Source organism: Streptomyces himastatinicus ATCC 53653 (genome assembly GCF_000158915.1).
GTDB lineage: Bacteria > Actinomycetota > Actinomycetes > Streptomycetales > Streptomycetaceae > Streptomyces > Streptomyces himastatinicus.
The window spans coordinates 7,938,233-7,963,476 of record NZ_GG657754.1 but is presented as its reverse complement, the minus strand read 5'-3'; the positions used below and the strand labels follow the sequence as shown (position 1 = coordinate 7,963,476).

At 71.1% G+C, this 25,244-nt stretch carries 21 protein-coding genes and 1 pseudogene; 6 read left to right on the top strand and 16 right to left on the bottom strand.

All coding sequences use genetic code 11. From position 1 onward, the window contains the following. Window positions 1-91 precede the first annotated feature (91 nt). On the bottom strand, window positions 92-739 hold the full coding sequence (locus SSOG_RS33900; protein WP_009718779.1) for a nucleoside/nucleotide kinase family protein: 648 nt from the start codon (window positions 737-739) through the stop codon (window positions 92-94). 76 nt (window positions 740-815) lie between these two features. Between SSOG_RS33900 and SSOG_RS33895 the strand changes: the two genes are divergently transcribed. Continuing rightward, window positions 816-1,358 (top strand): DUF1697 domain-containing protein, encoded by a 543-nt coding sequence (locus SSOG_RS33895; RefSeq protein ID WP_009718778.1) that lies wholly within the window; start codon window positions 816-818, stop codon window positions 1,356-1,358. Between the two features lie 12 nt (window positions 1,359-1,370). Here SSOG_RS33895 and SSOG_RS33890 read toward each other — a convergent pair whose 3' ends face one another. Beyond that, window positions 1,371-1,832, bottom strand: a complete 462-nt coding sequence (locus tag SSOG_RS33890) for a type II toxin-antitoxin system PemK/MazF family toxin (protein WP_009718777.1) — start codon at window positions 1,830-1,832, stop codon at window positions 1,371-1,373. Between the two features lie 79 nt (window positions 1,833-1,911). On the opposite strand from SSOG_RS33890, the gene SSOG_RS33885 reads away from it, so the two are divergent. Together SSOG_RS33885 and SSOG_RS33880 are read left to right on the top strand one after the other, a co-directional pair. Next, window positions 1,912-3,135, top strand: coding sequence for an FUSC family protein (locus tag SSOG_RS33885; protein ID WP_009718776.1), 1,224 nt, complete (start codon window positions 1,912-1,914; stop codon window positions 3,133-3,135). 165 nt (window positions 3,136-3,300) lie between these two features. Continuing rightward, window positions 3,301-4,854, top strand: a complete 1,554-nt coding sequence (locus SSOG_RS33880) for a hypothetical protein (protein ID WP_154686010.1) — start codon at window positions 3,301-3,303, stop codon at window positions 4,852-4,854. On the opposite strand, the gene SSOG_RS33875 is transcribed toward SSOG_RS33880, so the two are convergent. From SSOG_RS33875 to SSOG_RS33860, 4 genes are all read right to left on the bottom strand, one after another. Continuing rightward, window positions 4,855-7,425, bottom strand: a complete 2,571-nt coding sequence (locus SSOG_RS33875) for a GmrSD restriction endonuclease domain-containing protein (RefSeq protein WP_039939308.1) — start codon at window positions 7,423-7,425, stop codon at window positions 4,855-4,857. 424 nt (window positions 7,426-7,849) lie between these two features. Next, window positions 7,850-8,662 (bottom strand): hypothetical protein, encoded by an 813-nt coding sequence (locus SSOG_RS47060; RefSeq protein WP_009718773.1) that lies wholly within the window; start codon window positions 8,660-8,662, stop codon window positions 7,850-7,852. A gap of 563 nt (window positions 8,663-9,225) precedes the next feature. After that, window positions 9,226-9,957 (bottom strand): DUF7873 family protein, encoded by a 732-nt coding sequence (locus SSOG_RS33865; RefSeq protein WP_009718772.1) that lies wholly within the window; start codon window positions 9,955-9,957, stop codon window positions 9,226-9,228. Between the two features lie 72 nt (window positions 9,958-10,029). Beyond that, window positions 10,030-11,163 carry an ADP-ribosylglycohydrolase family protein gene (locus tag SSOG_RS33860; RefSeq protein ID WP_009718771.1) on the bottom strand — a complete coding sequence of 378 codons (1,134 nt, stop codon included), beginning with the start codon at window positions 11,161-11,163 and terminating at the stop codon, window positions 10,030-10,032. A gap of 116 nt (window positions 11,164-11,279) precedes the next feature. Here SSOG_RS33860 and SSOG_RS33855 point away from each other — a divergent pair, with 116 nt between their 5' ends. Beyond that, entirely contained in the window at window positions 11,280-11,561 is a 282-nt protein-coding gene (locus tag SSOG_RS33855) for a DUF6343 family protein (protein ID WP_009718770.1), read from the top strand. A 15-nt stretch (window positions 11,562-11,576) separates the two neighbouring features. Here the strand turns inward: SSOG_RS33855 and SSOG_RS33850 are convergent, their stop codons facing one another. The 4 genes from SSOG_RS33850 to rpsA form a co-directional block, all read right to left on the bottom strand. Then, a complete protein-coding gene (locus SSOG_RS33850) occupies window positions 11,577-11,945 on the bottom strand; it encodes a tetratricopeptide repeat protein (protein WP_009718769.1) in 369 nt (122 codons plus the stop codon). Window positions 11,946-12,145: 200 nt separating this feature from the next. Continuing rightward, window positions 12,146-12,751 carry a dephospho-CoA kinase gene (gene coaE, locus SSOG_RS33845; RefSeq protein ID WP_039939307.1) on the bottom strand — a complete coding sequence of 202 codons (606 nt, stop codon included), beginning with the start codon at window positions 12,749-12,751 and terminating at the stop codon, window positions 12,146-12,148. Between the two features lie 73 nt (window positions 12,752-12,824). Beyond that, complete coding sequence (locus tag SSOG_RS33840) at window positions 12,825-13,769, bottom strand: PAC2 family protein (RefSeq protein WP_009718767.1); 945 nt, start codon at window positions 13,767-13,769, stop codon at window positions 12,825-12,827. A gap of 222 nt (window positions 13,770-13,991) precedes the next feature. Next, window positions 13,992-15,500 (bottom strand): 30S ribosomal protein S1, encoded by a 1,509-nt coding sequence (gene rpsA, locus SSOG_RS33835; RefSeq protein WP_009718766.1) that lies wholly within the window; start codon window positions 15,498-15,500, stop codon window positions 13,992-13,994. A gap of 364 nt (window positions 15,501-15,864) precedes the next feature. On the opposite strand from rpsA, the gene SSOG_RS33830 reads away from it, so the two are divergent. Then, entirely contained in the window at window positions 15,865-16,773 is a 909-nt protein-coding gene (locus SSOG_RS33830) for a class I SAM-dependent methyltransferase (protein ID WP_009718765.1), read from the top strand. A 13-nt stretch (window positions 16,774-16,786) separates the two neighbouring features. Next, a pseudogene (locus SSOG_RS58590) lies at window positions 16,787-19,851 on the top strand (ATP-dependent RNA helicase). Window positions 19,852-19,860: 9 nt separating this feature from the next. On the opposite strand, the gene SSOG_RS33815 reads toward SSOG_RS58590, so the two are convergent. The 6 genes from SSOG_RS33815 to SSOG_RS56585 all read right to left on the bottom strand — a co-directional run. Continuing rightward, window positions 19,861-20,235: a hypothetical protein gene (locus tag SSOG_RS33815; protein ID WP_009718762.1), complete on the bottom strand. Its 375-nt coding sequence runs from the start codon at window positions 20,233-20,235 to the stop codon at window positions 19,861-19,863. Further along, on the bottom strand, window positions 20,232-20,450 hold the full coding sequence (locus SSOG_RS33810) for a hypothetical protein (protein WP_039942128.1): 219 nt from the start codon (window positions 20,448-20,450) through the stop codon (window positions 20,232-20,234). The genes SSOG_RS33815 and SSOG_RS33810 overlap by 4 nt, the downstream gene beginning before the upstream one ends. Before the next feature lie 49 nt (window positions 20,451-20,499). Further along, complete coding sequence (pgfA, locus tag SSOG_RS33805) at window positions 20,500-21,504, bottom strand: cell envelope lipid trafficking protein PgfA (RefSeq protein ID WP_039939305.1); 1,005 nt, start codon at window positions 21,502-21,504, stop codon at window positions 20,500-20,502. Between the two features lie 17 nt (window positions 21,505-21,521). After that, window positions 21,522-21,656: an SPW_0924 family protein gene (locus SSOG_RS51470; RefSeq protein ID WP_009718759.1), complete on the bottom strand. Its 135-nt coding sequence runs from the start codon at window positions 21,654-21,656 to the stop codon at window positions 21,522-21,524. A 176-nt stretch (window positions 21,657-21,832) separates the two neighbouring features. Then, window positions 21,833-23,626 carry a lytic transglycosylase domain-containing protein gene (locus tag SSOG_RS33800; RefSeq protein WP_039939304.1) on the bottom strand — a complete coding sequence of 598 codons (1,794 nt, stop codon included), beginning with the start codon at window positions 23,624-23,626 and terminating at the stop codon, window positions 21,833-21,835. Window positions 23,627-23,793: 167 nt separating this feature from the next. Continuing rightward, window positions 23,794-25,244 (bottom strand): DNA polymerase (locus tag SSOG_RS56585; protein WP_039939303.1); only part of this gene is annotated, 1,451 nt, incomplete at its 5' end.

Here is a 25,244-nt window from a genome sequence, read left to right as displayed (position 1 = left end):
CGCGCGAACGCGGACGGACGGCCTCCAGGCAATCCCGGGAAACTCCCGGCACTTATCGGAACGGACCCAGGACCGGTCCCCCCAGGCGGCCCTACGGTTCCGGGCGGTGCCACGCCGGGTGCCGGGGGTTGTCCGCCCGCACCACGACGTCCGCGCTCTCGACGGGCCGTACCTCGTCCTCGTACCGCGCGAAGGCGGGCAGCATCCAGCGCTCGTCCTCCTCGGTGCGGCGGCCGAGGGCGGCCTGCGTCAGCCACAGATGCACCGACAGGTCGAACGGGAACCAGTGCCCCAGCAGCAGCGCGCCGTGCAGCAACAGCACCCCGCCCGGCGGAAGTTCGGCATAGGGGCTGCGGGTGGCCCGGTCGGTCGCCGGGTCCCACAGGTCGGGCAGCACCCGCCCGGTGCCGCCCGGCCCCGGCTCCAGCGGGGTGAAGACCTCGCGCCACAGAGCTCCGGTGTCCAGCCAGCGGTCGTAGTACGCGTCGGCGTCCCGCTTCCCGTACTCGTAGCGCAGTGACGCGGGCCGCAGGAACCCCGCCGCCGCGACCACGAGCACCGGGCGCCCGCGTATCCGCAGCGCCTCCGCCAGGTCCCGGGCCAGCTCCCCGGGGCGCGCCGCGGGGGCGCCGTCGACCGCCACCCTGAGCCAGGGGCCGCCGTCCGCCGCCGTCATCCCGGCGATGCGGTCGGCGGTCGCGTCGGTCAGCCGTTCCCAGGTGATCGCTTCGAGCCGCACCCATCCCATGATGCCGTGCCCCTCCTGACGTGCTGCGGGTACGCTCCCCGCAGGCGTCACGTCAGGAGATCCGGCCATGGCATCCCAGATAGCGCTGCTGCGCGGCATCAACGTGGGCGGCAACAAGAAGTTCCCGATGGCGCGGCAACGCGCGCTGATGGCCGAGCTGGGGTTCGAGGACGTCACCGTCCACCTCCAGACCGGCAACATCGTCTTCGCCGACCCCGGCACCCCGCCCGACCGCACGGCCCGCACGCTCGAGGACGCCTTCGCCGCCGACCTGGGCTTCTCCGTACCCGTGATGGTGCGGACCCGCGACGAGCTGGCCGCCGTCGTCGACGCCAACCCGTACCCCGCCGCCGTGGCCGAGCCCAAGACCCTGCACGTGGTCTTCCTGTCGGACGTGCCCAGCGACACCTCGGCGCTGGACGCGCTGGACGCACCCGCGTACGCGCCGGACGAGTTCCGGCTCGTCGGGCGCGAGCTCTACCTCCACCTGCCGGGCGGACTCGGCCGTTCCAAGCTGGCCGCGAAGCTCACCAACCCCCGGCTCGGGGTGACGGCCACCGCCCGCAACTGGAACACGGTCACCAAGCTGCTGGCACTGGCCGACACCTGACGCCGGTGTGGCTCAGCGCCAGCCGTACCGCTGCCGCAGCCGCATCACGACCAGGTCGAAGCGCGGCCGGTCCAGCGCACACGCCTCGCGCCGCATGCCCTCCGGATGCACCCGCAGAACGCGGTCCACGTCGACCCAGGAGTCGCGCCCGGCCCGGTCCCACGGCCCGGCGCCGATCGCCACCCACTCGTGGTCGCCGTCATGCCGCTTGCTCGACAGCTGTACGGCCAGCAGCGTGCCGCCGCGCTCACGCGCGACGACCAGCACCGGCCGGTCCTTGCCGCGGCCGTCGTTCTCCTCGTACGGAACCCACGTCCAGACGATCTCGCCCGGATCGGGGTCCCCGTCCGGATCCGGTGCGTACTCGGTCCGTACCCGCCCGACCTGGCGCGGCTCGGCTTCGACGGTGGCGGTGGGGCCGGTGCTCCCGGGCAGCGCCTCGTCGTCTTCGGTCCCCTTGAATGGCCTGATCACGACCCACACGTTAGCCCGTCCGAGGTGGCCGGGCGGCGGCGCGGTACCCGTCGCGTACGCAGCGGGAAGGGACAAGCATGTGCCTGATGTCCTCGACCCGGTGGCGGATCTCGTCAAGCGCCGCAAAGCCCCCGTCGTCGTCCAGACCCTGCGTTCCGCGGCGGCCGCGACCATCTCCTACGTCGTTGCCCTCCAACTGAGCACCGAAGCCGCCCCGCTGACCGCCCCGCTCACCGCGCTGCTCGTGGTGCAGGTGACCCTCTTCGCGACCCTCACCACCGGCATCCGACGTGTGAACGCCGTGGTGGTGGGCGTCCTGCTCGCCATCGCGTTCTCCATCCTGGTCGGGCTGACCTGGTGGAGCCTGGGACTGATCATCCTCGCTTCGCTGACGGCCGGTCATTTCGCACGGGTGAGCGAGTTCGTTCCCGAGGTGGCGATCAGCGCGATGCTGGTCCTCGGCGTGAGCCAGGTGACCACCACCGCTTGGTCCCGGGTGCTGGAGACCCTGATCGGGGCCACCGTCGGACTGGCCTTCAACTTCCTGCTCGCGCCGCCCGTCTGGGTCCAGACCGCGGGCGAGTCCATCGTGGACCTGGCCCGCCGGATGCGTCAGCTCCTGCTGCACATGGCCGACGAGCTGGGCAGCCCCACCCCGGTTGAACGCGCCGCCGCCCGCCTCCACGAAGCCCGCCGCCTCGACCACGACATCTCCCAGGTCGACGCCGCCCTCCGGCAGGCCGAGGACAGCGTCCGCCTCAACCCCCGGGTCAAGGAGGGCCTGCTGCACCGGGTGGTGCTGCGCACCGGCCTGGACACCCTGGAGATCTGCACGGTCGTCCTGCGCGTCCTCACCCGCACCCTCACCGACCTCGCCAAGACGCGCACGGACGAACCCCTCTTCCCCGCCGATGTGGCCGAGGCGCTGGAGGACCTCTTCCGCTACACCGCCGCCGCCGTCGAAAGCTTCGCCGTCCTGGTCACCAGCCCGGTCAGCGCCAACGCCGAGGAGGCCGAATCCCACCTGGCCACCGAGCTGGCCCGAGCCCACACCAGCCGCGACGAGGCCGCCCACCTCCTGCTCCGCCGCGTCCAGCGCCACCCGGGCCAATGGCAGCTCCAGGGCGCCCTGCTCGCCGAGGTCGACCGCATCCTCGCCGAACTCGACATGGAACAGCGCTCCCGGCGCCTCATGGAAGAACTGGACCGCAGCACCCGCGAAAAGCGCGACCGCTTCCCCGCCCTCCGCAAGCTCCGACGCCGCCTCCGCGGCGACCGGAGCGGCGGCAACGTCCCGGGGTGACCCGGGGGGCTGATGTTCACGGGCCACGCGCAGTTACGTACCGTGACGAGCGCGGCGCTGCCCTGGGCGTGCCGTCCACGCCACCCGACAAACCAGGCCGACAGCGAGGAAGCGATGCCGAGCCCGCCCAGCCCGCCTTTCCACCGTGTCCGCATACTCGCCGAGGTGACGGACCACCCGGACGAGCTGACCCTGGCCACCGATCTGCTGAGCGGCCAAGGCTGGGCCGTACGCGCCCCCGAAGGCCAAGAGCTTGTCACCGTCGGCCCGCGCCGCCGACCGCTCATCATCGAGGTCCGGCTGCGCGGCGCACCTCAGCGAGCCCGTAAGGCCGCCGTACGGCAGGTCGAGCACATCGCTGCCGGCGCGCGCCTCGGGCTGTGGGTCCGCCACTCGCAGCTGCTCCGGCCCGAACGTGAGCGGCGCACGGAGTACGTCGTCATACCGAAGCCGCCGACGGACGGCAGGCCGTTCGCCCGGTGGCTGCTACGCCTGACCTGGCGCCTTGACGGGTCGCACGGCCGGCAGGCGGTATCCCTGCCGGGGCCGCCGAACCGCGCTGCCGCACTCGCCGAAATGGGTCGATACGACATGGGAGGAGGCCGCTTCGACCCCGCCGTCTCCGCCCTGCACGGACCACCCGATCCGCCGGACGACGCCGAGGATGAGCCCGATCCGTCCACCCCCGCCGCGGACCGGCACCTCTCCCTGGCCCTCGTCGTGGCGCGCCACCTCGCAGCCTGGCTGATCTGCGTCCTCAGCGGAGGCGTGCTGCGTTCGGTGGACAGCCACTGGGGTCTGGCCGCTCTGCTGCCGCCTCTGGCGCTGGCGCTGCCGCTGGGCAATCTCTTCGGGCGCTCCGTCCGGTCTCGGTGGCGCCGGCTGGGGTTGGGACTGGCCCTGGCGTATGCCGGCTCGTACAGCGGATACCTGCTGATGGCAGTCTTCCCCCTGGGCGTGGGCGAACTGCTGCTGTTCAGCCTGGTCGGCTTCCCCTTGGCCGTGACGCTGCTGGTGGGTGTCTGGTATGCGCTCGTGCCCTCGTGGTTCAGCAGAAACGCCAGCTGGTTCGTCCCACTCTTGGCCTTGCCCCTGCCCGTCGTCCTGCCGTGGTTCGGGACGCTCCTCTACACCGTCTATCTCACCTACGGCTTCCACATCCCGTTCGACGCCACCCCGGTCACGAAGTACTCGCTCATCTATGCCGCGTTCAAGCCCGTCGCGCTGGCATCCGGCTTCGCCCTCGTGGCTCTCGGCATCGCGGGCTGGGCCCGCCACCTTCACTGGCGCGAGCGATCAGGCGATCTGCCCACGTTCCTCCTGCCCATCGTCGCCGTCCAGTACGTGGTGACTGCGCTGGCCTTCGGAATCCTCGGTGCGGGCTCTGCGATGATGAACGCGGCGGACGCCGTACGCGATGGGCACACGCCGGCCGGGTACTACGGGCTGCGGGGCAAGCTGATGTGCGTACGGCCTCTCAGCGACGACATCGCGGTCTACAACGGCCCGCTGCCCAGAAGACGTGCGGTACTTACGTTCGGCAGTACCGGGGACCGGATCTGGCTGTGGGGCCCACAGCCGACCAAGGACGGCGCCGAGGTGTGGACGTCCATGAGTGTCCGCCTTGAGGACGTCGCGCTCACCGCTCCTCGGGCCTCCGGCTCGACGTGCGCGACAGGCGCGGGGGGACCGCAGCCGTCATCCACCCCGGTTCCTTGACTATCGGCCCTGCGTCGACTGCCGCCGGAACCACTCGAGAATCTCCTGGAATTGCGTCAATCCAGGACCGGAAAGCGCCTCGATGGCAAAGCTCGGTCGCCTGCGATGCAGCTCTTCGGTGGAGACGACGAGATCGACATCCGGTATCGCGTTGACACGCTCCAGAAACTCCTTGAGCAGCTCCGGGCGGGTGAACGGATCCCTGCGGCTCAGGTATTCAAACACCACCTCGACCCTACCGCTTTCCGGATAGATAGCGACTGGCCAGATCGATCCCTGAAGTCCTAGCCCCTGCTTCAGCAGAGGAGAGCAACTCGTCTCGGCCGCCGCCCCGTAGCTCAGTCGGCCACCCGCGTTCTCCCAATGCGCCAGCACCGACAGCAGACCTTCGGCAATGGAGGGGTGGTTCTTCCGCAGCTGTCGACGGAAGTTGGCAGGCCGGTCCTCCGCCGGGAGCCCGTCGTCCGATGCCGACGCCCAGGAATCCGCGGGCAGTTCCATGCCCGCCAGTTCCGCCAGGGCCGCCGGGCGCATCCGTTGCGCGGGATCCGCGGTCACTTCGCGGAAGACAACCCCTTCGCGCTCCAGGACCTGACGCTGTGTCTCGGTACGGCCGTCGGGCCAGGAGAAGTCAGGGGCCGGCGCCCCGGAGGCGGTGAGCACCCGATGCGCGTTGGGAACGCCGCGACGGGTCCCCAGGTAATTGCCGAGTGGGCGCGGATGCATGCCGATGACCGCCGACAGATCCCCGTAGGTGGTCCACGTGCCCGCCGGGAGTCCGGCCAGGATCTGCCGCAGAACGATCCATTCCGTGCGCTCGTCCGTCTCGGCGAAATCCGCGGCCAGCGGCGCGGGCCACAGCGCTACGGCGCGGTCGGCCAGCCGGTCGGCGCGAGCGAGGATCTCTGCCCTGCCCCAGCGCTCGGTGCCGGCGATCTCGCGGTTCATCCGCAGGGCGCTGTTGTCGAAGATCTGCTGCTTGCGTTCGTACGGATGGTTGGACAGCCGGGTGTTCTCCCCCGTCAGGGTGAGGTTGCCGAGGGTGTGGACCAGGGTCTCGTGCAGCTCCTCGGCTGTGCTGTCGCCATCGGCGTCCTCGGCGAGGACGCCGAGCCAGTCATCGGTCGGCGTCTGCGGCATGACGTGCTCGATCGTGGCCCAGGCACGCGAGAAGTCGACCGGCTCGGCCCCCTCGTAGCTCTCTTCCAGGCACCGCAGTACATACGCCCGCTGCCCGCTCTTGCCGTGCCAGTAGAACGGCTGAGAGCGCGCCGCCTCCCGCAGCTGCGCGTCACTCGGCCAGTAGCGCCGGGGACCGGACAGGTACCGGTGGACCGCTTCGTGCAGCGGTCTGTCCTGTTCCAGCTCGGAGGGCGCGGCGGCGAGGACCCGGTTGAGGTTGTTGGTGCGTACGTAGCAGACCATGCGGCGCACGAGAAAGCTCTCCACATAGGACAGCGCGCGGACGGCCTCCTCGGGAGTGGCGATCTCACGGTTCACCCGGTCGAGGATGTGGAGTGCGAGGGGATAGTGCACTTCCCCGCCCCACTCGGCCAGGCGGTTCAGAGCCTCTCTCAGAGCCTGATCCGGCTCCCGGTCGGGCTCGATCAGACGCAGCAGGACGGAACCGAGTCGGCGCAGTCGGTCGACGTCCTCACGCAGACCTTTCTCACCGGCGGAGGCCGCGATGGCCGCAAGCCGCCGCTGCTGGCTCTGATACACCTCTCCGACCTTGGCCCGTGTGTCCCCCTGTAGTACGAGGTCCAGCCAGGCCAACGTCACCAAGCGGTCCGGGCCCAGCTCGGTCTGCATCGGCAGCCACAGCTTTTCGTACACCTCCTCGCCGAGGCGGGGCAGATGCATGAAGAGGTAGTTGCGCAGCAAGTCGGCCTGCGTGAGCGGCACACCGGTGTTGTTCAGCGACTCGAAGATCCGGTAGACGTTGTCGCGGGGCCCGGCCGTGATGGTGACCAATGACAGACGGTGGCGGAGCGCCTGGTCGATGTAGCGCACCGCGTCCCAATCTCCGTCGGGATCGTGTTCCGCGAGAGCGGTCCGGAAGAAGCGGTATGCCCGTCCGATGCTGTCCTCGCCCCCGGCGGACGGGGCTTGATCGACACAGGCGAGATAGGCGGGCCGGTCGGCTTGTGTCGGAAGGAGCCGGTACGCATCGAGCCCGGTGTAGTCCTCCTCGTTGACGAGGTAGCGCCGATGGATCAGGTCCGCCTTGGAGGAGTCGAAGGCACGGACGTGGTCGCGTAGTGCGCAGGCGAGGAGCATCAGGCTTGTCAGCCGCTGCTGTCCGTCGATGACGACCCAGCGTTGAACGGTGTCGGGAAGCGGCGGCCGCGGTGCGAGCACGACGGACCCCAGGAAGTGCCGGACCGGCTCGTCGCCGTCCATGGGCTCGGCCTGGGAGGGCTGCGCCAGCGCGGCGACCTGCTCGGTGAGATCGGCCCAGAGACGTTCGTGGTCGTGCCGCTTCCAGCTGTACGTGCGCTGATAGAGCGGAATCTGGAACTGGTTATCGCCCTGGATCAGTTTCTGAAATGTCGTCTCTCGCGCTTCCATACGGCGAAACGACCCCTCCCCGAATTGCTCCACGCATGCGAGAGACACGCCCTCCCCGCCACGGTCCGTGGTGGGGAGGGATACCGGTCAGTGCTTCTCGTCCATCCACTTCCGCAAGTGGAGCATGACGCAGGCGACGGAAAGCTCCACCGCCACACCATTGACGAGCTGGAGCACGGACTGGCAAAGGTCACGGAAGAACATTGGGTTCACTCCCCGCAAGACACCGGAACCGCCGTCACGTTCGGCGGGCCCCGGCTCTGTCCACGCGGGGCCTCGGAGAGGTTGCGGGAACCGGCGCGGGTCACTTCGAGCGCCACTGGCGGGCCTGTCCGCGGATGGTGCACCGCGCATTCGACCGCACCGCCGACCTTACGATGCGGCCGTTACCGACCGCAAGCGGTTCGACACTGCCTGGCCGGGGTCATGGCGTCGAGCGTTCCCACAGCTCCCGCATGCGTTCACGCGCGTCGGCGGAGGCCGGAACTCGTTCGAAGACACCAGGGGCGGCTCGATGGATGATGTCGACACCGTAGTGGTGCAGAAAACCGCGTTCCTTTGGAGCGAGCGGCTGCGGGAAGAGCGCCGAGAGGCGGTCGACACGGCCGGGGATGTAGCGGACGTAATCCAGCAGTTGGGCCAGCGCGGCGCGCACATGGTACCGATCGACGGCGGACTTGGCCTCGATGAGTTCCCGCCCCTCAGGGCCGTCCAGATACATATCGCAGATGCCCGCCGCACAGGCGAACCGATTCGGCTCCGGACCGATCAGCGTGCCGCGAAACTCGATGACCAAGGCTGCCTCATCGCGGTTGAAGAGCAACTGCCGGGCTGCGCGCTCGACCGTGGTGAAGCGCGTGTGCTGCTGCTCCAACGGCATTTCGCGCACCGCTCCGGGAAATGCTTCCTCCGCACCGGATTCCTCCAGGGCGGTGCGGGTCCTGATGAGCAGTCCGTCAATCGCCGCTCGCGCCTGCTCGCCGGAAAGCACCAGCTGCCCCGGGTAGGCGAAGTTGGACTTGTACCCCAGGAGAGCGTTCAGTGTCGCGTAGGGAACCTCGGTCGGCTCGAACTCGCGCAGAGTGTAAACCGTATGCCAGCTCTCACCACCGGACTTCGGCGGCCACAGCAGATCTGCGAACGAGGTGTTCCGGAAGATCGCTCCGACCTCCCCGACGGCTCTGACATGGTTCTTCCCCGTGAACAACACGACGTCGCCCGTAGTGACTGCCGCCATCTTCTCGTCGTGGCGGGTTCAGCGAACGGAATTGTCTGATCCAGCGTGTCCTTCCAGTGCTGACGCGACTCTGCTTTGCCGAACGCCGGGGAAACCAGGAGGCGAACCGGCGCGGCCTCTCGGGGGACATCACCACTACCCACGAGATGATCATATGACTAGCGCCGAGCTACAACCGCCACGGTTCGTCATGCGCAGCCGTCATGCCCCAAAGAAGCGGACCCGGGGGCGTAGCCTGCCCCCGGGTCCTTGGATGCCGCCCAGCTGCGCACGCCGGCATCGTTTAAGGGCTCGGGTCAGTCATCATGTCGTCGTGTTCTGCCTTTGAACTACCGCGCATCGTAAGAAAAGCTGCGCGGGCCGGACTTGAACCGGCATCCGACGACCAAGCCCAGGCCCGGTCGATGCGGCGATCGGCGGCGGATGCTGAGTCTGGAGCGAGAGTCTGAGATTGATCGCGGCCTGCCTCCGAGGGCGGACCGCGCCGTCACGACAAGCTTCAGCTTCAGCTTGCGCTCCTCGCGCACCCCGTCCGCGCTGCGGCGGGCGGGGAGTTCATGACACTACCCGAACAGGTAGCCGAAGACCGCGTCACCCACTCTCTGATCGGTGGCCTCGATGGCGTTGGCCTCCTCGCGGGCGAACTTGACCGCCTGCTGGAGCTTTTCGACACGGTCGAGCAGCTCGTTGACCCTGCGGGCCGGGAGGGCGCCGGAGAACTTGACCGTGGTCCAGTAGCCGACCGGGATGTCCTCGTAGTAGACCTCGACCTGGGCCGGGTGCTTGTCGGTGGCCTCCGCCTTGACGTGGTTGCGGGGGACCTTCTTCGTACGGACAGTGCGTACCGGCTCGGTCTTCCAGGAATCCGTGGACGGGTCCACGGACCAGGACTCGGCTGCGTCCAGGACCGGCAGCTTGCGGACGAAGGCGCCCAGGTCGGCCAGTTGCTTCTCCAAGAAGAGGAGGTAGGCGACCGGAACGTCACGCAGCAGCGTGCGGCCCTCGACCGACACGTCCGCCTTCGCCGTGCAGTTCGACCAGTCCTTGGTGGCGGTGACGTCGAAGAGGCGGGTCAGGGTGGCCGCCGTGTCCCGCAGCACGTCCTCGGCCTTGACCTGGACACGGGTGGACTCGGGCGGGAGCTGTTCGCCCTCCTCATCCTTCGGCTGGTACGTACGGGATATCCCCGCGAGCAAGGCAGGCTTCTGCAGACCGTGGTGGGTGGCCGTCAGGTCCTGGTGGGACTTGGCCTTGACGCCCTTCTCCACGGCGATGATCTGATTGAGTTTCGCCACGTCACGCACGCTAACAAAGGCCACCCCGCACACTCGACCGATTAATGGCGAGGGCCGGTTCAGCCGCGAGGGTCAGCTCAGCGGGTAGCGGTCCTGGGGGAAGACCGTGGCGTCGTGCTGCTCAGCGGAGGGGTGGAAGACGGAGGCGAAGTCGTCGGCCAGCTCGGCTATCGTGCCGCGGCCCTCCACCTGGGCGAGCCAGGACGGCGGCAGGCGCAGGTCGCCGTGGTGGACGCCCAGCAGGTTGCCGCAGATCGCGCCGGTCGAGTCGCTGTCGCCCGAGTGGTTGACGGACAGCAGCAGCGCCGCCGGGAGGCTGGGGGCCGCCAGGGCCGCGTAGACCCCGATGGCCAGTGCCTCCTCGGCGATCCAGCCGCCGCCGAGCGACTCGACCTTCTCCGCGGTGGGGTTGCCACCGGCCGCCAGGTCGACCGCGCGGCGCAGGGCGGTGACGGTCTCCTCGTGCCGCGGATAGCCGCGCAGGATTTCCAGGGTGCGCAGGGTGGCGCCCTCCAGGGAGTCGCCTTCGAGGAGGTACGCGACGATCGCGGCCAGGGCGCCCGCCGCGAGGTAGCCGGTCGGATGGCCGTGGGTGATCTGCGCGCAGCGGGCGGACAGTTCGAAGCAGTCGCGGGCGGGCAGACCGGTGAGGCCGAACGGGGCCGACCGCATCACGGTGCCGCAGCCCTTGGAGCCGCCGTTCACCGGGCCCGGGCCGCCGTAGAGGGGGGCGTCCACGGCGGGGATGTGGCCTTCGAGGAGGCCGGAGAGGCACGCGTTGCCGGGCGCGCGGCGGGCGTACAGCCACGGATGGGTGCGCAACCAGCCGGAGCGGCCGATGTCCTCCGGGGTCCTCTGGTGCGGAGGCTCGGGATAATTCTGGGTGTCGAGCCAGCGCAGGTACGCCCGGCGGATGACGGTGATCACGGCGCCCCCGGCGCCCTCGGCGGACGCGAGCGCGTGGGCCCGGATGAGCCCCTCGGCGGTGAACAGGGTCATCTGGGTGTCGTCGGTGATCCGGCCCGCGACGCCGCTGTCGTCCGGGACGAAACCGGTGACGCCCGGCTGGCCGTACGCCTCACGGATCCCCGACAGGGAGCGGAACTCGATCGGGTTGCCGATCGCGTCACCGATCGCGCCGCCGAGCAGACAGCCGCGGATGCGGGCCCGCCGGGCGGCCGATTCGTCCCATGACTGCTGGATCACGTGCGACTCCTGTTCCTGCGCGGGTGGCTGCTGCACAGCTCCTGTGTGCTGAGCACATGATCGCAGACCCCACCGACAGGCCCCGGCGCGGTAGCGTCGAAGAGGGAGACGGTGTCATGTCGATGCGATTCATCCGTACGGGCGATGAGCCCGCACATGCGCGCACCCCACTGCGGATGCGGCTGTGGCTCGCCGTCTGGGGGCTGCTGTGGACCGTCGGCGGCGCGGTGGTCTTCGTACTGGTGGGCAGGCCGGGCTGGGCGGCCGCCTGCGCGGCGATTGCCGCGATCACCCTGATCGACCTGGCCCTGGTCATCCGGCACATCCGGCAGGGACCGCACTACCAGCCGGGGCGGGACGTGCCGCCGTACGCGCCGGTCAGGGGGCGACGGCGCTAGCCTCCCTCGGGCAGCTCAGCCCTGCTCGCCGAACCGCGCCGCCTCCACGAAGTCCGGGCGCGGATCGAGTGCCGCGGCGAGGCGGAAGTGGCGGGTGGCCTCGGCCTGGCGGGAGGCGCGCTCCAGCGTACGGGCGAGGGCGAAGTGGGCGAACGCGTTGTCCGGCTCGCGCTCCAGCACGATGTGGAATTCCAGTTCCGCGGCGCGGAGCTGGGCCGCGCCGAAGAACGCGCGGGCCCGCAGCAGCCGGGCCGCGGTGTTCTCGGGGTGGGCGGTGATGACCGAGTCGAGCAGCTTGACGGCGCCTCGCGGATCTCGAGCGGCGAGCAGCTGCTCCGCGGCGCGGTAGTCGATGACATGGGTCTCGGGCGTGGGCTCGGGCACAGCCGCTTCCTTCCCCGGGCTTGCGTGATCGTCGGCCCCGTGTGGGGTGATCCCTCGGTGGTCCCTGGGTGTTCCCTCGGTGATGATCGTCGTTACGGGCAGCACAACAACCACCTGGTGCGCCACATTCCCCCTCGGCCCGCCCCGCAAGCACGGCCCGCCCCGCGGGCGCGCCCGCCCCGCATACGCGGCGCGTCGCCTCAGTCCGTGGCGGCAGCCCGTTCGGCCAGCTCCGTCCAGACCTTGCGGACCCGCGGCTCCAGCTCCTCCAGCGGACCGTCGTTGTCGATCACGATGTCGGCGACGGCCAGCCGCTCCTCGCGGGTCGCCTGGGCCGCCATCCGGGCCCGCGCCTCGTCCTCGGTCATGCCGCGCTGCCGGACCAGCCGGTCGAGCTGGGTCTCGGGCGTGGCGTCGACGACCAGCACCAGGTCGTACAGGGACCCCAGGCCGTTCTCGGCGAGCAGCGGGACGTCGTGGACGACCACCGCCTCCGGCCCGGCGCCCGCCTGGAGCTCGGCGGAGCGGTCGCGGACCAGGGGGTGGACGATGGCGTTCAGGGCGCGCAGCCGCTCGGGATCGTTGAAGACGATCCCGCCGAGCTTCGGCCGGTCGAGCCGGCCGTCGGCGGTCAGCACCCCGGACCCGAATTCGGCGACGACGGCGGCGAGGCCGGGGGTTCCGGGCTCGACCACTTCACGGGCGATCCGATCGGAGTCGATCAGCACCGCGCCGTAAGAGACCAAGATTCGCGAGACTTCGCTCTTGCCCGCGCCGATTCCGCCCGTGAGCCCCAGCTTCAGCATGGGGCCCACGCTATACGAGCACGGGCCCGGCTATATGGGCCCCGGGCCCCGTATATGGGCACGGGGCCGCCGCTCAGGCGCCGCCCTCGCCCTCCCGCTCGGCCAGGAAGCGTTCGAACTCGGCGCCCAGCTCGTCCGCCGAGGGCAGCTCGGCCGGTTCCGCGACCAGGTTGCCGCGGCTGTCGGCCCCGGCCACCGCGTCGTACTGGTGCTCAAGGCCCCGTACGAGCGCGACCAGCTCGTCATCGCCCTCCGCGACCTGCCGCTCGATCTCCTCCTGCGTCTTCAGCGCCTCGTTGCGCAGCGCATGTGCCGCGCCCGGCAGCACCAGACCGGTGGCCGCGGTGACCGCCTCCAGCGCGGTGAGCGCCGCGTCGGGGTAGGCGGACCGGGCCAGATAGTGGGGGACGTGGGCGGCGACCCCGAGGACGTCGTGGCCCGCCTCCCCGAGCCGGTACTCGATCAGCGACTCGGCACTGCCGGGCACCTGCGCCTCGTCGAAGTAGCCGCGGTGACCGGGCATCAGATCGGTGCGGTTGCCGTGCGGGGTGAGCCCCACCGGCCGGGTGTGCGGAACGCCCATCGGAATCCCGTGGAAGTTCACCGCGAGCCGCACGCCGAGCCGCTCGATGATCTGCCGCACCGCGGCCGCGAAACGCTCCCACTCCACGTCCGGTTCGGGCCCGCAGAGCAGCAGGAAGGGCGCCGCGGTCGCGTCCCGCACCAGGTGGAGTTCGATCGCCGGGGTCTCATAGCCCGTCCAGCGGTCGCGCTGGAAGGTGAGCAGGGGGCGCCGGGCCCGGTAGTCGACAAGCCGGTCGTGGTCGAAGCGGGCGACGACCTGCCGTGGCAGCCCGTCGAGCAGCCGCTCCACGATCTGGTCACCGGTCTCACCGGCGTCGATGTAGCCGTCGAAGTGGTAGAGCAGCACCAGCCCGGCCGAATCCCGGGAGGCTATCGCGTCGACTTCGGCGAGCCCACTCGGTTCCCACGCGTACAAATCCTGCGGATCAAGCACTGTGACCGCTCCTCCTTGTGTTCCGTACGCGAAAACACCACACGGGGGCGGGCGCATTCCCGGGCGCCGCCCTCAACTCCTGTGCGCATCATGGCCGTCTGCGGCCTGAGACATGCGTGGGTCGGGACATGCGCCGGAACATGCGTGAGGCCCGCTCCCCCGAAGGGGAACGGGCCTCACACTCGTTCAGCCGGTGCCGCTAGCGGTCAGCGGCACAGCGGTTCAGCTCTGGCCACCGGCCAGCTTCTCGCGGAGCGCGGCCAGCGCCTCGTCCGACGCCAGGGCGCCGGAGTTGTCGGCCGACTCCGAGGAGTACGAACCGCCGCCGGAGGCCTGCCCGCCGCCGGGCGCCGGGGCAGCGCTGCCCGCACCCTCAGCAGCGGCCTGCTCGTCGGCCTCGCGGGACTTGATGACCTGCGCCTGGTGCTGCTCGAAGCGGGTCTGCGCGTCGGCGTACTGACGCTCCCACTCCTCGCGCTGCTTCTCGTACCCCTCGAGCCAGTCGTTGGCCTCGGGGTCGAAGCCCTCGGGGTAGATGTAGTTGCCCTGGTCGTCGTACGACGCGGCCATGCCGTACAGGGTCGGGTCGAACTCGACCACGGACGGGTCGGCACCGAAGGCCTCGTTGGCCTGCTTCAGCGAGAGGCTGATGCGGCGGCGCTCGAGGTCGATGTCGATGACCTTGACGAAGATCTCGTCGTTGACCTGGACGACCTGCTCCGGGATCTCCACGTGGCGCTCGGCCAGCTCGGAGATGTGGACCAGACCCTCGATGCCCTCGTCGACGCGGACGAACGCACCGAACGGAACGAGCTTCGTGACCTTACCCGGGACGACCTGACCGATCTGGTGGGTCCGGGCGAACTGCTGCCACGGGTCTTCCTGGGTCGCCTTGAGCGACAGGGAGACGCGCTCGCGGTCCATGTCGACGTCCAGGACCTCGACCGTGACCTCCTGGCCGACCTCGACGACCTCGGACGGGTGGTCGATGTGCTTCCAGGACAGCTCGGAGACGTGAACCAGACCGTCCACGCCACCCAGGTCCACGAAGGCACCGAAGTTGACGATGGAGGAGACGACGCCGGAGCGCACCTGACCCTTCTGGAGGGTGGTGAGGAAGGTCTGACGGACCTCGCTCTGGGTCTGCTCCAGCCAGGCACGGCGGGACAGGACCACGTTGTTGCGGTTCTTGTCCAGCTCGATGATCTTCGCCTCGAGCTCCTTGCCCACGTAGGGCTGGAGGTCGCGGACGCGGCGCATCTCCACCAGGGAGGCGGGAAGGAAGCCGCGGAGGCCGATGTCGAGGATGAGACCACCCTTGACGACCTCGATGACGGTACCGGTGACGATCCCGTCCTCTTCCTTGATCTTCTCGATGGTGCCCCAGGCGCGCTCGTACTGGGCGCGCTTCTTCGAGAGGATCAGGCGGCCTTCCTTGTCCTCCTTCTGGAGAACCAGGGCCTCGATCTCATCGCCGACGGCCACGACCTCGTTCGGGTCGACGTCGTGCTTGATCGAAAGCTCGCGGGAAGGGATGACGCCTTCGGTCTTGTAACCAATGTCGAGCAGGACCTCGTCCCGGTCGACCTTCACGATGACGCCGTCGACGATGTCGCCGTCGTTGAAGTACTTGATCGTCTCGTCGATCGCGGCGAGGAAGGCTTCCTCGGAACCGATGTCGTTTACCGCCACCTGCGGGGTGGTGCGGGTTGCCTCGGTGCTGCTCGTCATGTGGGAAAGGGCTCCGGTACGGACATTGAGTCGTAGGTACTGCTACGCCGAGGACCCTTTACCGCACTGCCGAAGCCGGACAGCCTGTGAGGCGTGATCTTTCCGGAACGTTCCGAGAGACCGTAAACGCCTCGACAACCGAGGGGACATACAACAGATACGAGCGCGGCCTGCTCCGTCTGAGTCGCGCAGGCCCGCAGCGCAACTTGTAGCATACGGGGGCGGCCGGGCATGGTCAATGCACGAAGAGCGCACGTGGGGCCTAACGTCCCGAACCCGGCAATTTGCAGGTCACTGCTGCGACGCGGTTTCTCGCCGCGCCCCGCAGCCACAGGTCGATACAGAGAGTACGACGACGCGTCCGATGGTCCAAGAACACAAGCCCAGCGGTGCCTTCAGGGCCCCCGAGAGTGCCCTTGAAGCCCTTGCGGAGGCCCGCGACGAGGCCCCCGAAGCCTTCGAGCCCACCGCCACCCGCCGGATCGCCGACGACACCGAGAGCAGCCGGGCCAGCCGCGGCTGGTGGGACAGCAACGCGGACGAGTACCAGGAGGAGCACGGCGCCTTCCTCGGCGACGACCGGTTCATCTGGGGCCCGGAGGGACTGGACGAGGCGGAGGCCGGGCTGCTCGGGCCAGCGGACCAGCTGAAGGGGCGCGACGTGCTGGAGGTGGGCGCGGGCGCGGCGCAGTGCTCGCGCTGGCTCGCCGCGCGCGGGGCCCGCCCCGTGGCGTTCGACATCTCCCACCGGCAGCTGCGGCACGCCCAGCGGATCGACGCGAAGGCGGCCGCCGGCAGCCCGTCCGGAATCGCGCTGGTCCAGGCCGACGCGACCGCGCTCCCCTTCCGGGACGGCTCGTTCGACCTCGCCTGCTCCGCGTACGGGGCGGTGCCCTTCGTGGCGGAGCCGGTCCGGGTGATGCGCGAGGTGCACCGGGTGCTGCGGCCGGGCGGCCGGTGGGTGTTCTCGGTGACGCATCCGGTGCGGTGGGCGTTCCCGGACGAGCCGGGGCCCGAAGGGCTGAGCATCTCCGGCTCGTACTTCGACCGCACCCCTTATGTGGAACAGGACGACGCGGGCCGTGCCGCCTATGTGGAACACCACCGGACCCTGGGTGACCGGGTACGGGACGTCGTGGCCGGGGGCTTCCGGCTGATCGACCTCGTGGAACCGGAATGGCCCGCGTGGAACCGTCAGGAGTGGGGCGGCTGGTCCCCGCTGCGCGGCGGCCTCATCCCGGGCACGGCCGTCTTCGTCTGCGAGCGGGACTAGCGGGGGGCCTGTCGTGCGTACGGACGTCCTCGCGCAGCTCCCCGTCCGCGACGCCGTCCCCGAGCTGCTGCGCGCGCTCGACCTGCGGGGGTCGGCGGTGCTGTGCGCACCGCCCGGGACCGGTAAGACCACCCTCGTGCCGCTCGTCCTGGCCGGGCTGCTGGACGGTGGCGGAACGCCGGTACAGCGGATTTTGGTCGCCGAACCGCGCCGGATCGCGGCGCGGGCCGCCGCGCGGCGCATGGCGTGGCTGCTCGGCGAGCGGACCGGCGAACGCGTCGGCTTCACCGTGCGCGGGGAGCGGCAGGCCGGGCCCCGCACCGTGGTCGAGGTGGTCACCACCGGTGTGCTGGTCCAGCGGCTGCAACGGGACCAGGAGCTGGCCGGAGTCGACGCCGTCGTCCTGGACGAATGCCATGAGCGGCACCTGGACGCGGACACGGCGGCCGCCTTCCTGCTGGACGTCCAGGCCACGCTGCGCCCGGAGCTGCGGCTGATCGCCGCGTCGGCGACGACCGACGCGGAGGGGTGGGCGCGGCTGCTGGGCGGCGACGGCGGCGGCCCCGCGCCGGTCGTCTCGGCCCCGGGCGTGTCGCACCCCGTCGAGGTGGTGTGGTCGCCGCCCGTACGCCCCGTACGCCCGCCGCATGGGATGCGCGTGGACCCGGCCCTGCTCGAACACATCGCGGACACGGTGCGGCGCGCGCTGCGCGAGCGGTCAGGCGACGTCCTGTGCTTCCTGCCCGGCGTCGGTGAGATCGGCCGGGTGGCCGGGCTGCTGGGCGGTGCCGACGCGGACGTCCTCCAGGTCCACGGGCGCGCCCCCGCCGCCGTGCAGGAGGCCGTGCTCGCGGGTGCGGACGGCGGTCGGCGGCGGGTGGTGCTGGCGACCTCGGTCGCCGAGTCGAGCCTGACCGTGCCGGGCGTACGGATCGTCGTCGACAGCGGCCTGGCCCGCGAGCCGCGCATGGACCACGCGCGGGGTCTGAGCGCGCTGACGACCGTACGGGCGTCGCGGGCCGCGGCCCGGCAGCGCGCGGGCCGGGCCGGACGCGAGGCGCCGGGGACGGTCTACCGCTGCTGGCCGGAGGCCGAGGACGCCCGGCTGCCGCGCTTCCCTTCGCCGGAGATAGCCGAGGCCGACCTGACGGCCTTCGCCCTCCAGGCGGCGTGCTGGGGCGAACCGGACGCGTCCGGCCTCGCCCTGCTCGACCCGCCGCCCGGCGGGGCCATGACCGCCGCGCGGGAGGTGCTGACGGCGATCGGCGCCGTCGACGCGGCCGGGCGCGCCACCGAGCGCGGCCGCCGCATGTCCCGGCTCGGCCTCCACCCCCGCCTCGCCCGCGCCCTCATCGACGGCGCCCCCGAGGTCGGCGCCCGCCGGGCGGCCGAGGTGGTGGCCCTGCTGAGCGAGGAGCCGCCGCGGGAGTACGGCGACGACCGGGCCGCCGCCTGGCGCACCGCCCGCCGCGCAGGCGACCCGTACGCGACCCGCTGGCGCCAGGAGGCCCGCCGCCTGGATTTTTTCTGTGACGGGGGACGCGGGCGGCCCGCGTATGGACGCCGCCAGCGGCGGATCGGGCGGCGGGCCGGCGGCGACGACACCCACCGCCGCCGCGCCGCACGCGAGGGCGGGGACGGCCGAGCGTGCGGGCGCTGGGAGCGGACAGCCGGGGGCTGCCCCCGGCACGACCACCGCACCCGATGCCCCAGGCGGGGCCGAGCGGGCGCACACCAGGCAGTCCCCCGGCGACACCCCGGTCGCACCCGACGGACCCATCACCGAGACGCCCTCTGCTGGAGACGCCGCGCCGGAAGCGAGGACCGAGGAATCGCGGGCGGGCGCCGGTACCGCTCAGCCGGGGCCCGCTCCCGGCATGGGCGCCACACCCGATGCGCCCGGCGAGGGCGCGTCGGCGGGCGCTGGTACCGCGTCCGCCGGACAGCCTGACGGGGCGGCTCCGGGCACCGGGCCCGGGTGGCGGCCGGGGCACCGGCAGCCGCGGTGCGCGGCGCGCCGACGACACCGCGGGCCACGGCCGAGCAGACGGCAGGCGCGGTGGTGCCCCGGCGCGGGGGCAGGACAGCGCGGCCCGATCCGAAGATGCCGTCGCCGGGCTCGTCGTCGCGCTGGCGTTTCCCGAGCGGGTGGCTCGGGTGCGGGGCGGGCGGTCGTATCTGATGGCAGCCGGGACCGGGGCCGAGCTGGGCGACGGGTCGCGGCTGGGCGGTGCGCCGTGGCTGGCCGTCGCGGTCGCGGACCGGCCGGTCACCGCCGCGTCGGCGCGGGTGCGGCTCGCCGCCGTCACCGACGAGGAGACGGCCCGTACGGCGGCCGCGGCGCTGGGGTCGGACGGCGAGGAGGTGCACTGGGCCGACGGGGACGTCGTCGCCCGGCGGGTGTCCCGGCTCGGGGCGATCGAGCTGGTGGCCCGGCCGCTGGCCGCGCCCGACCCGGCGCTCGTCCACGCGGCGCTGCTGGAGGGGCTGCGCCGCGAGGGGACGGGGCTGATGCGGTGGTCCGCGCAGGCCACGGCGGTGCGGCAGCGGATGGCGTTCCTGCACCGGGAGCTGGGGGCGCCCTGGCCGGACGTATCGGAGGCGGCGCTGCTGGCGGACCCGGACGCGTGGCTGGGCGTGGAGCTGGGCCGGGCCCGGCGGCGGGCGGATCTGGAGCGGGTGGAGGCCGGTCAGGCGCTGGCCCGGCTGCTGCCCTGGGCGACGGGCGACGCGGCGCGCTTCGAGGAGCTGGCGCCGGAGCGGGTCGAGGTGCCGAGCGGATCGCGGGTGCGGGTGGACTACGGGGACGGGAACGGGCAGCCGGTGCTGGCGGCGAAGCTCCAGGAGCTGTTCGGCTGGCAGGAGTCGCCACGGATCGCGGGCGGGCGGGTGCCGCTGCTGGTGCACCTGCTGTCACCGGCGGGGCGTCCGGCCGCGGTCACGGCCGACCTGGCGTCGTTCTGGCGGGACGGCTATCGCTCCGTACGGGCGGAGCTGCGCGGCCGCTACCCCAAGCATCCGTGGCCGGAGGATCCGACGACGGCCGAGCCGACGCGGCGCACCAATACCCGCCGCTGAGCATCAGCTTCATACGGCCCAGGCGCGCAGCCGCCGGGCGGTCTCGCTCAGGCGGAGCCGGTTGTCCCGTATGTCGCGGATGAGCCCCACCATGGCGCCGGGCGGCGGGGCGATCGCCTCGCCGGACTCCTCCAGGTACATCTGGGCGCAGGCCGCGCCGATGACCGCGTTGTAGTCGGAGAACGGCTCCAGGATCAGCGAGGTGTGGAGGAAGGTCGCGGCACGCGCCGCGGCCTCCTCGTAGTACGGCTCCCCCGCGAACCGTTCGTAGCGGTGCCGTTCGCTCATGCAGTGCAGTGCGCCCCAGTCGCGCACGGGGGTGTTCACCGGGGAGACATCGACCTGCACGTTGAGCACCCAGCCGGCGTCGACGTACAGGATCAACGCAGCCCTTCCGGGAACTCCCGCTCGAACTCGGCCTTGTAGCCCAGGGCGAAGCGCACGGCGCCCTCGACGAAGCGCTGCTTCTGACGCCGCCGCACGACGTCCTCGGTCAGTATGTCGTGGGCGAGGCGCTTGATGGCGACGCCCTTCTCCTTCGCCTCGGCGCGCAGCTCCGCCAGTTCTTGTTCGGTGAACTCGATCGTGATTCCCGGCATGGAGCGCATGCTAGCCAGCCGACTACCGAGATCACTACCGGCGTCACTATCAGGAGGGAACGCGGGGACGGAGGTTGACGAGCCGTCGCCGCGGGCCCGGCGAAGACTCCCCCGGCTTCCGGCTCCGCGCCTCCAGCAGCAGCGCGACCGAGAGCAGTCCGGCCCCCAGCACCCCGAAGCCCCAGGGCAGATACGTGGTGAAGGCCAGGACCAGCTGCCGCTGGGAGGAGACCATCTTGACCGTGTGGGCGATGTAGTCCTCGCGCATCTTCACGTGGCCCGAGAAGACGGTCACCCGGTCCCGGCCGCCCAGCAGGGTGCCGCCGCGCAGTTCCTCGCGATGGATCTCCTGCCCGTTGACGGGTGCGCCGGTGGTGGGTTCGACCCAGAACATGCGCTTGGTGGTGTACCAGCGGGAGGTTCCGGCCTTACGGACGGTCTCGGGGGTGACGCCGTCGACCGGCATGGTCTTGGGCAGCGGGACCTTGGTCCAGGGGATGGTCTGCTCGAAGTAGTACACGCTCAGACCGCGGAAGTTCCGGGTGCCCTTGTAGTGGATGGGCGCGGAGGTGCGGGTCTGGGCGTCGAAGTAGCGGTAGTCGCGCTTCTCGGTGAGGAAGGGCCACTTGTACTCGATGCCCTCGCGGCGCACGGCGTCGCCGTCGACGTGCTCGCCGCCCGCGTGCACCGGGTCCTGGGAGTGGGCGTCGAAGACGTAGCGCTCGGGGATCCGGGAGACCATCTTGCCGTCGGGGCCCTGGATGTACGACAGGGCGTCCCAGACGACGACGTCGCGCCCGGTCTCCTTGCCGACCGTCCGTGCCGCGCCCACGTTCCCGCGCAGGGTCTGCACGATGCTGACCTTGGGGACCGTGCGGGGCTTCATGGTGGCGTAGTCGAGCAGGGTGGCGGGGCGGGCCTCCAGGACGGCCGTCTGGTACTCGCTGGGCGGGATCTTGGCGAGCCGGGGGAACGCGTACCAGCGCACCAGCGGCGCGAGGGCGGCGAAGAAGACGGCGAAGGCGAGCAGCACCAGGCTGGCTTTGCGGCGCATGGCGGGGCGTCCCTCCCTCAGGGGTGCTCGGGGACGGTGGTGAGCAGCGGCTCGGGGGAGGTGGTGCCGCCGGGGGCGCCGATGGCCGTCACCGTGAAGACGAGGGCGAGGGCGGCGGCGAGTCCGATCGCGGCGGCGGCGAGGGCACGCATGCGGGCCTCCCGTGAGTGCGGGGACGACAACTGACAGGGCGTCAGCTACAGCCGGGGCTGGGCACCGTAGCAACGGGCGGCGCAGATGAGAACACGAAGGGCTCAACACGAACGCGCCGCCCCCGGGCCCGGTGGGGGCTCGGGGGCGGCGCGCGGTGTGCCCGGATCGGCGGCCGCTAGTCGGCGGCGGCCGGGGTGACGGTCAGCTCGACGTCGAGGACGGCGCCGTCGGCCGTAGTGAGACGGAGCAGATAGGTGCCCGCGTGCTCGTCGGTGAGGATCTTCGGAAGCGTCAGCTGTCCGAGGGCGTTGGTCTTCAGCCCGGTCAGGGTGCGGACCGGCTTGTCCTTGGCGTCCAGGAAGTACGGACCCTTGTCGTTCACCTGGGGCTTCTTGGCGTCCGTGATCATGGTCGCGGTGACCGGGACGCCCGCCGCGACCTTGCCCTTGTTGGTCGCCTTGACGGTGAGGAGATCGGCGAAGGAGCCACCGGTCCCGGTCTTGAGGACGCCGTCACCGAGGCGGGCCAGCGCGTCGGCCTGCGGCACGGGGCGGGCCTTGACGGTCCCGGCGTAGTCGACCGGCGCCACCTTCTCGCGCCCGACGGCCGTGGCGCGCAGGGTGAACGAGCCGGGCTGCTCGCCCGCGAGCAGCTTGGGGGCGGTGGCGGTGCCGTCGAGGCCGGTGAGCACGGTGACGGAGCGGACGAGGCCGAGGAAGCGGGCGCTCGTCTCGCCGCGGATCTCGTACTTCACGCGGGCCGCGGCCACCGGCTTGCCCGCGGCGTCCACCGCGCGGACCTTGGGGGACCCGCTGAACGTCTCACCGGCGGTGGCGGTGAGCTGCTTGGCGCCGACAGCGGTCAGCTTGGCGGTGCCGGTGGGCTTGGGCGCGGGGGTGGTGGGCGGCGTGGTCGGCGGCTTGGGCAGCTGCGGATCGGGCGTCTGCGTCCCGTCGTCGCCCGGCTTCGGCGAGGGGGACGTGGAGCCGCCGCGGTCGTCATTGGGCTTGGGCAGGGTGCGCGGACCGTCGTTGCCCTTGCCGGGGCCCTTGTCCGTGTCCTTGCCCTTGTCGCTGCCCTCGCCGGATTCCTTGGAGCCCGCCTTGGAGCCGTCGCCGGACGGTGTGCTCCGCTCGGAGGGCTGCACTCCGGTGCCGTCGGGGACCTCGTGGGTGCCGCTCTTGTAGTACTCGAACCACGACAGGACGGTGTTCAGATACTCCTGCGAGTGGTTGTAGCCGAGGATCGCCTTGTTGATGTCCTCCTGGACGGACAGATCACGGTCGTTGGCGCACAGGTAGTACCCGGCGGCGAGCGCCGCGTCGTAGATGTTGTTGGGGTCCGAGCGGCCGTCGCCGTTCCCGTCCTCGCTCCAGTTCGCCCAGGTGGACGGGATGAACTGCATCGGCCCGACGGCCCGGTCGTGGGTGGTGTCCCCATCGAACTCGCCGCCGTCGGTGTCCTTGATCAGGGCGAAGCCGTTGCCGTTGAGGGCCGGTCCAAGGATGGGACTGACGGTCGTGCCCTTGTCGTCCACGTTACCGCCGCGGGCCTGGCCGGACTCGACCTTGCCGATCGCGGCCAGCAGCTGCCACGGCAGGTTGCAGCCGGGCTTGGACTCCTTGAGCGACGCCTCCGCCTTCTTGTACGCGGCGAGGACGCTCGCCGGGATGCCCGCCTCGGCCTTGGTGCTGCTGCCCGGGAAGCCCGGCAGGTCGATCGAGGAGCCCGGCTTGTCCGGCTTGGTCAGCGGCGGCAGATCGGTGTGGTACGAGCCGCCGCCGTCGATGGGTGTATCGGGCGAGGGCTGCGCCCCACTGACCCGGTCACGGTCCCGGCGGTCCCCGTCCGCGTGCTCCTGCGCGGCGAACCCGGGCGCCTGGGATGCGGTGAGGGCGGCCATCGCGGCCGCCGCCACCGCCGTCGTGGCCGCCCCCTTACGCAGACGTCGGCCGATAAGCGGTGCCATCCGTGTGTCCCTCCCGTCGAACACAGTGCGCTCCCCCGCGCGTCAACCCTGGTGACACTACGACAACTTAAGGCCCGCGACTACCGCTGCCTACCGCCCGTCAGCGGCCATTCGAGGGTCCGGACTTGACGGTTCCGCCGGTTCACCGCTTCCGCCCGGGCGCCCGCTCAGTGCGCGGCCGACTCCCAGTCGGCGCCGACACCCACCGACACGTCCAGCGGAGCGCGCAGTTGGAAGGCACCGGCCATCTCGCGCCGCACCAGCTCCTCGACCCGCTCCCGCTCCCCCGGCGCGATCTCCAGCACGATTTCGTCGTGCACCTGGAGCAGCATCCGCGACGAGAGTTCGCCTGCCGTCAACGCGGCGTCCACCTTCAGCATCGCGATCTTGACGATGTCGGCGGCGGTGCCCTGGATCGGGGCGTTGAGCGCCATCCGCTCGGCCATCTCGCGGCGCTGCCGGTTGTCGCTGGTGAGATCGGGGAGGTAGCGGCGGCGGCCGAGCATGGTCTCCGTGTAGCCGATGGCGCGCGCCTCCTCCACGACCCGCTGGAGATAGTCGCGCACCCCGCCGAACCGCTCGAAGAAGGTGTCCATGAGGCGGCGGGCCTCGTCCGCGCCGATGCCCAGCTGACCTGAGAGGCCGAACGCCGAGAGCCCGTACGCCAGGCCGTACGACATGGCCTTGATCTTGCGCCGCATCTCCGGGTCGACCTCGGACTTGGCGACGCCGAAGACCTGGGAGGCGACCGTGGTGTGCAGGTCCTCACCGGAGGTGAACGCCTCGATCAGGCCGTCGTCCTCGGAGAGATGGGCCATCACGCGCAGCTCGATCTGGCTGTAGTCGGCGGTCATCAGGGATTCGAAGCCCTCGCCGACGACGAAGCCGCGCCGGATCGCCCGGCCCTCGTCCGTGCGCACCGGGATGTTCTGGAGGTTGGGGTCGGTCGAGGACAGCCGCCCTGTCGCCGCCACCGTCTGGTTGAAGGTGGTGTGGATGCGGCCACCGGGGGAGATCGTCTTGATCAGCCCCTCCACGGTGGAGCGCAGCCGGGCCTGCTCCCGGTGGCGCAGCATGATCACGGGGAGTTCGTGGTCGGTCTGCCCGGCCAGCCAGGCGAGCGCGTCGGCGTCCGTCGTGTACCCGGTCTTGGTCTTCTTGGTCTTGGGCAGGCCCAGCTCGCCGAAGAGCACTTCCTGGAGCTGCTTGGGCGAGCCGAGGTTGAACTCGTGGCCCACCGCGGCGTGCGCCTCCTTCACCGCCTGCTGGACGGCGCCCGCGAACTGCTGCTCCATACGGTCCAGCCAGTCGCGGTCGGCGGCGATGCCGGAGCGCTCCAGCCGGGCCAGCAGCTCGGAGGTGGGCAGCTCCACATCACTCAGCAGCCCGGCCGCGCCGACCTCCTCCAAGCGGCCCCGGAACGCCTCGCCGAGGTCGAGGACCGTACGCGCCTTGATCATCAGGGCGTCCTGCTCGGCCTGTTCGTCGGCGCCGAAGGCGAGCTGCCCGCTGTCCGCCGCGGCCGCAGGGGACAGCTCACGGCCCAGGTACTCGACCGACAGGGCGTCCAGCTCGAAGGAACGGCGGCCCGGCTTGACCAGATAGGCGGAGAGCGCGG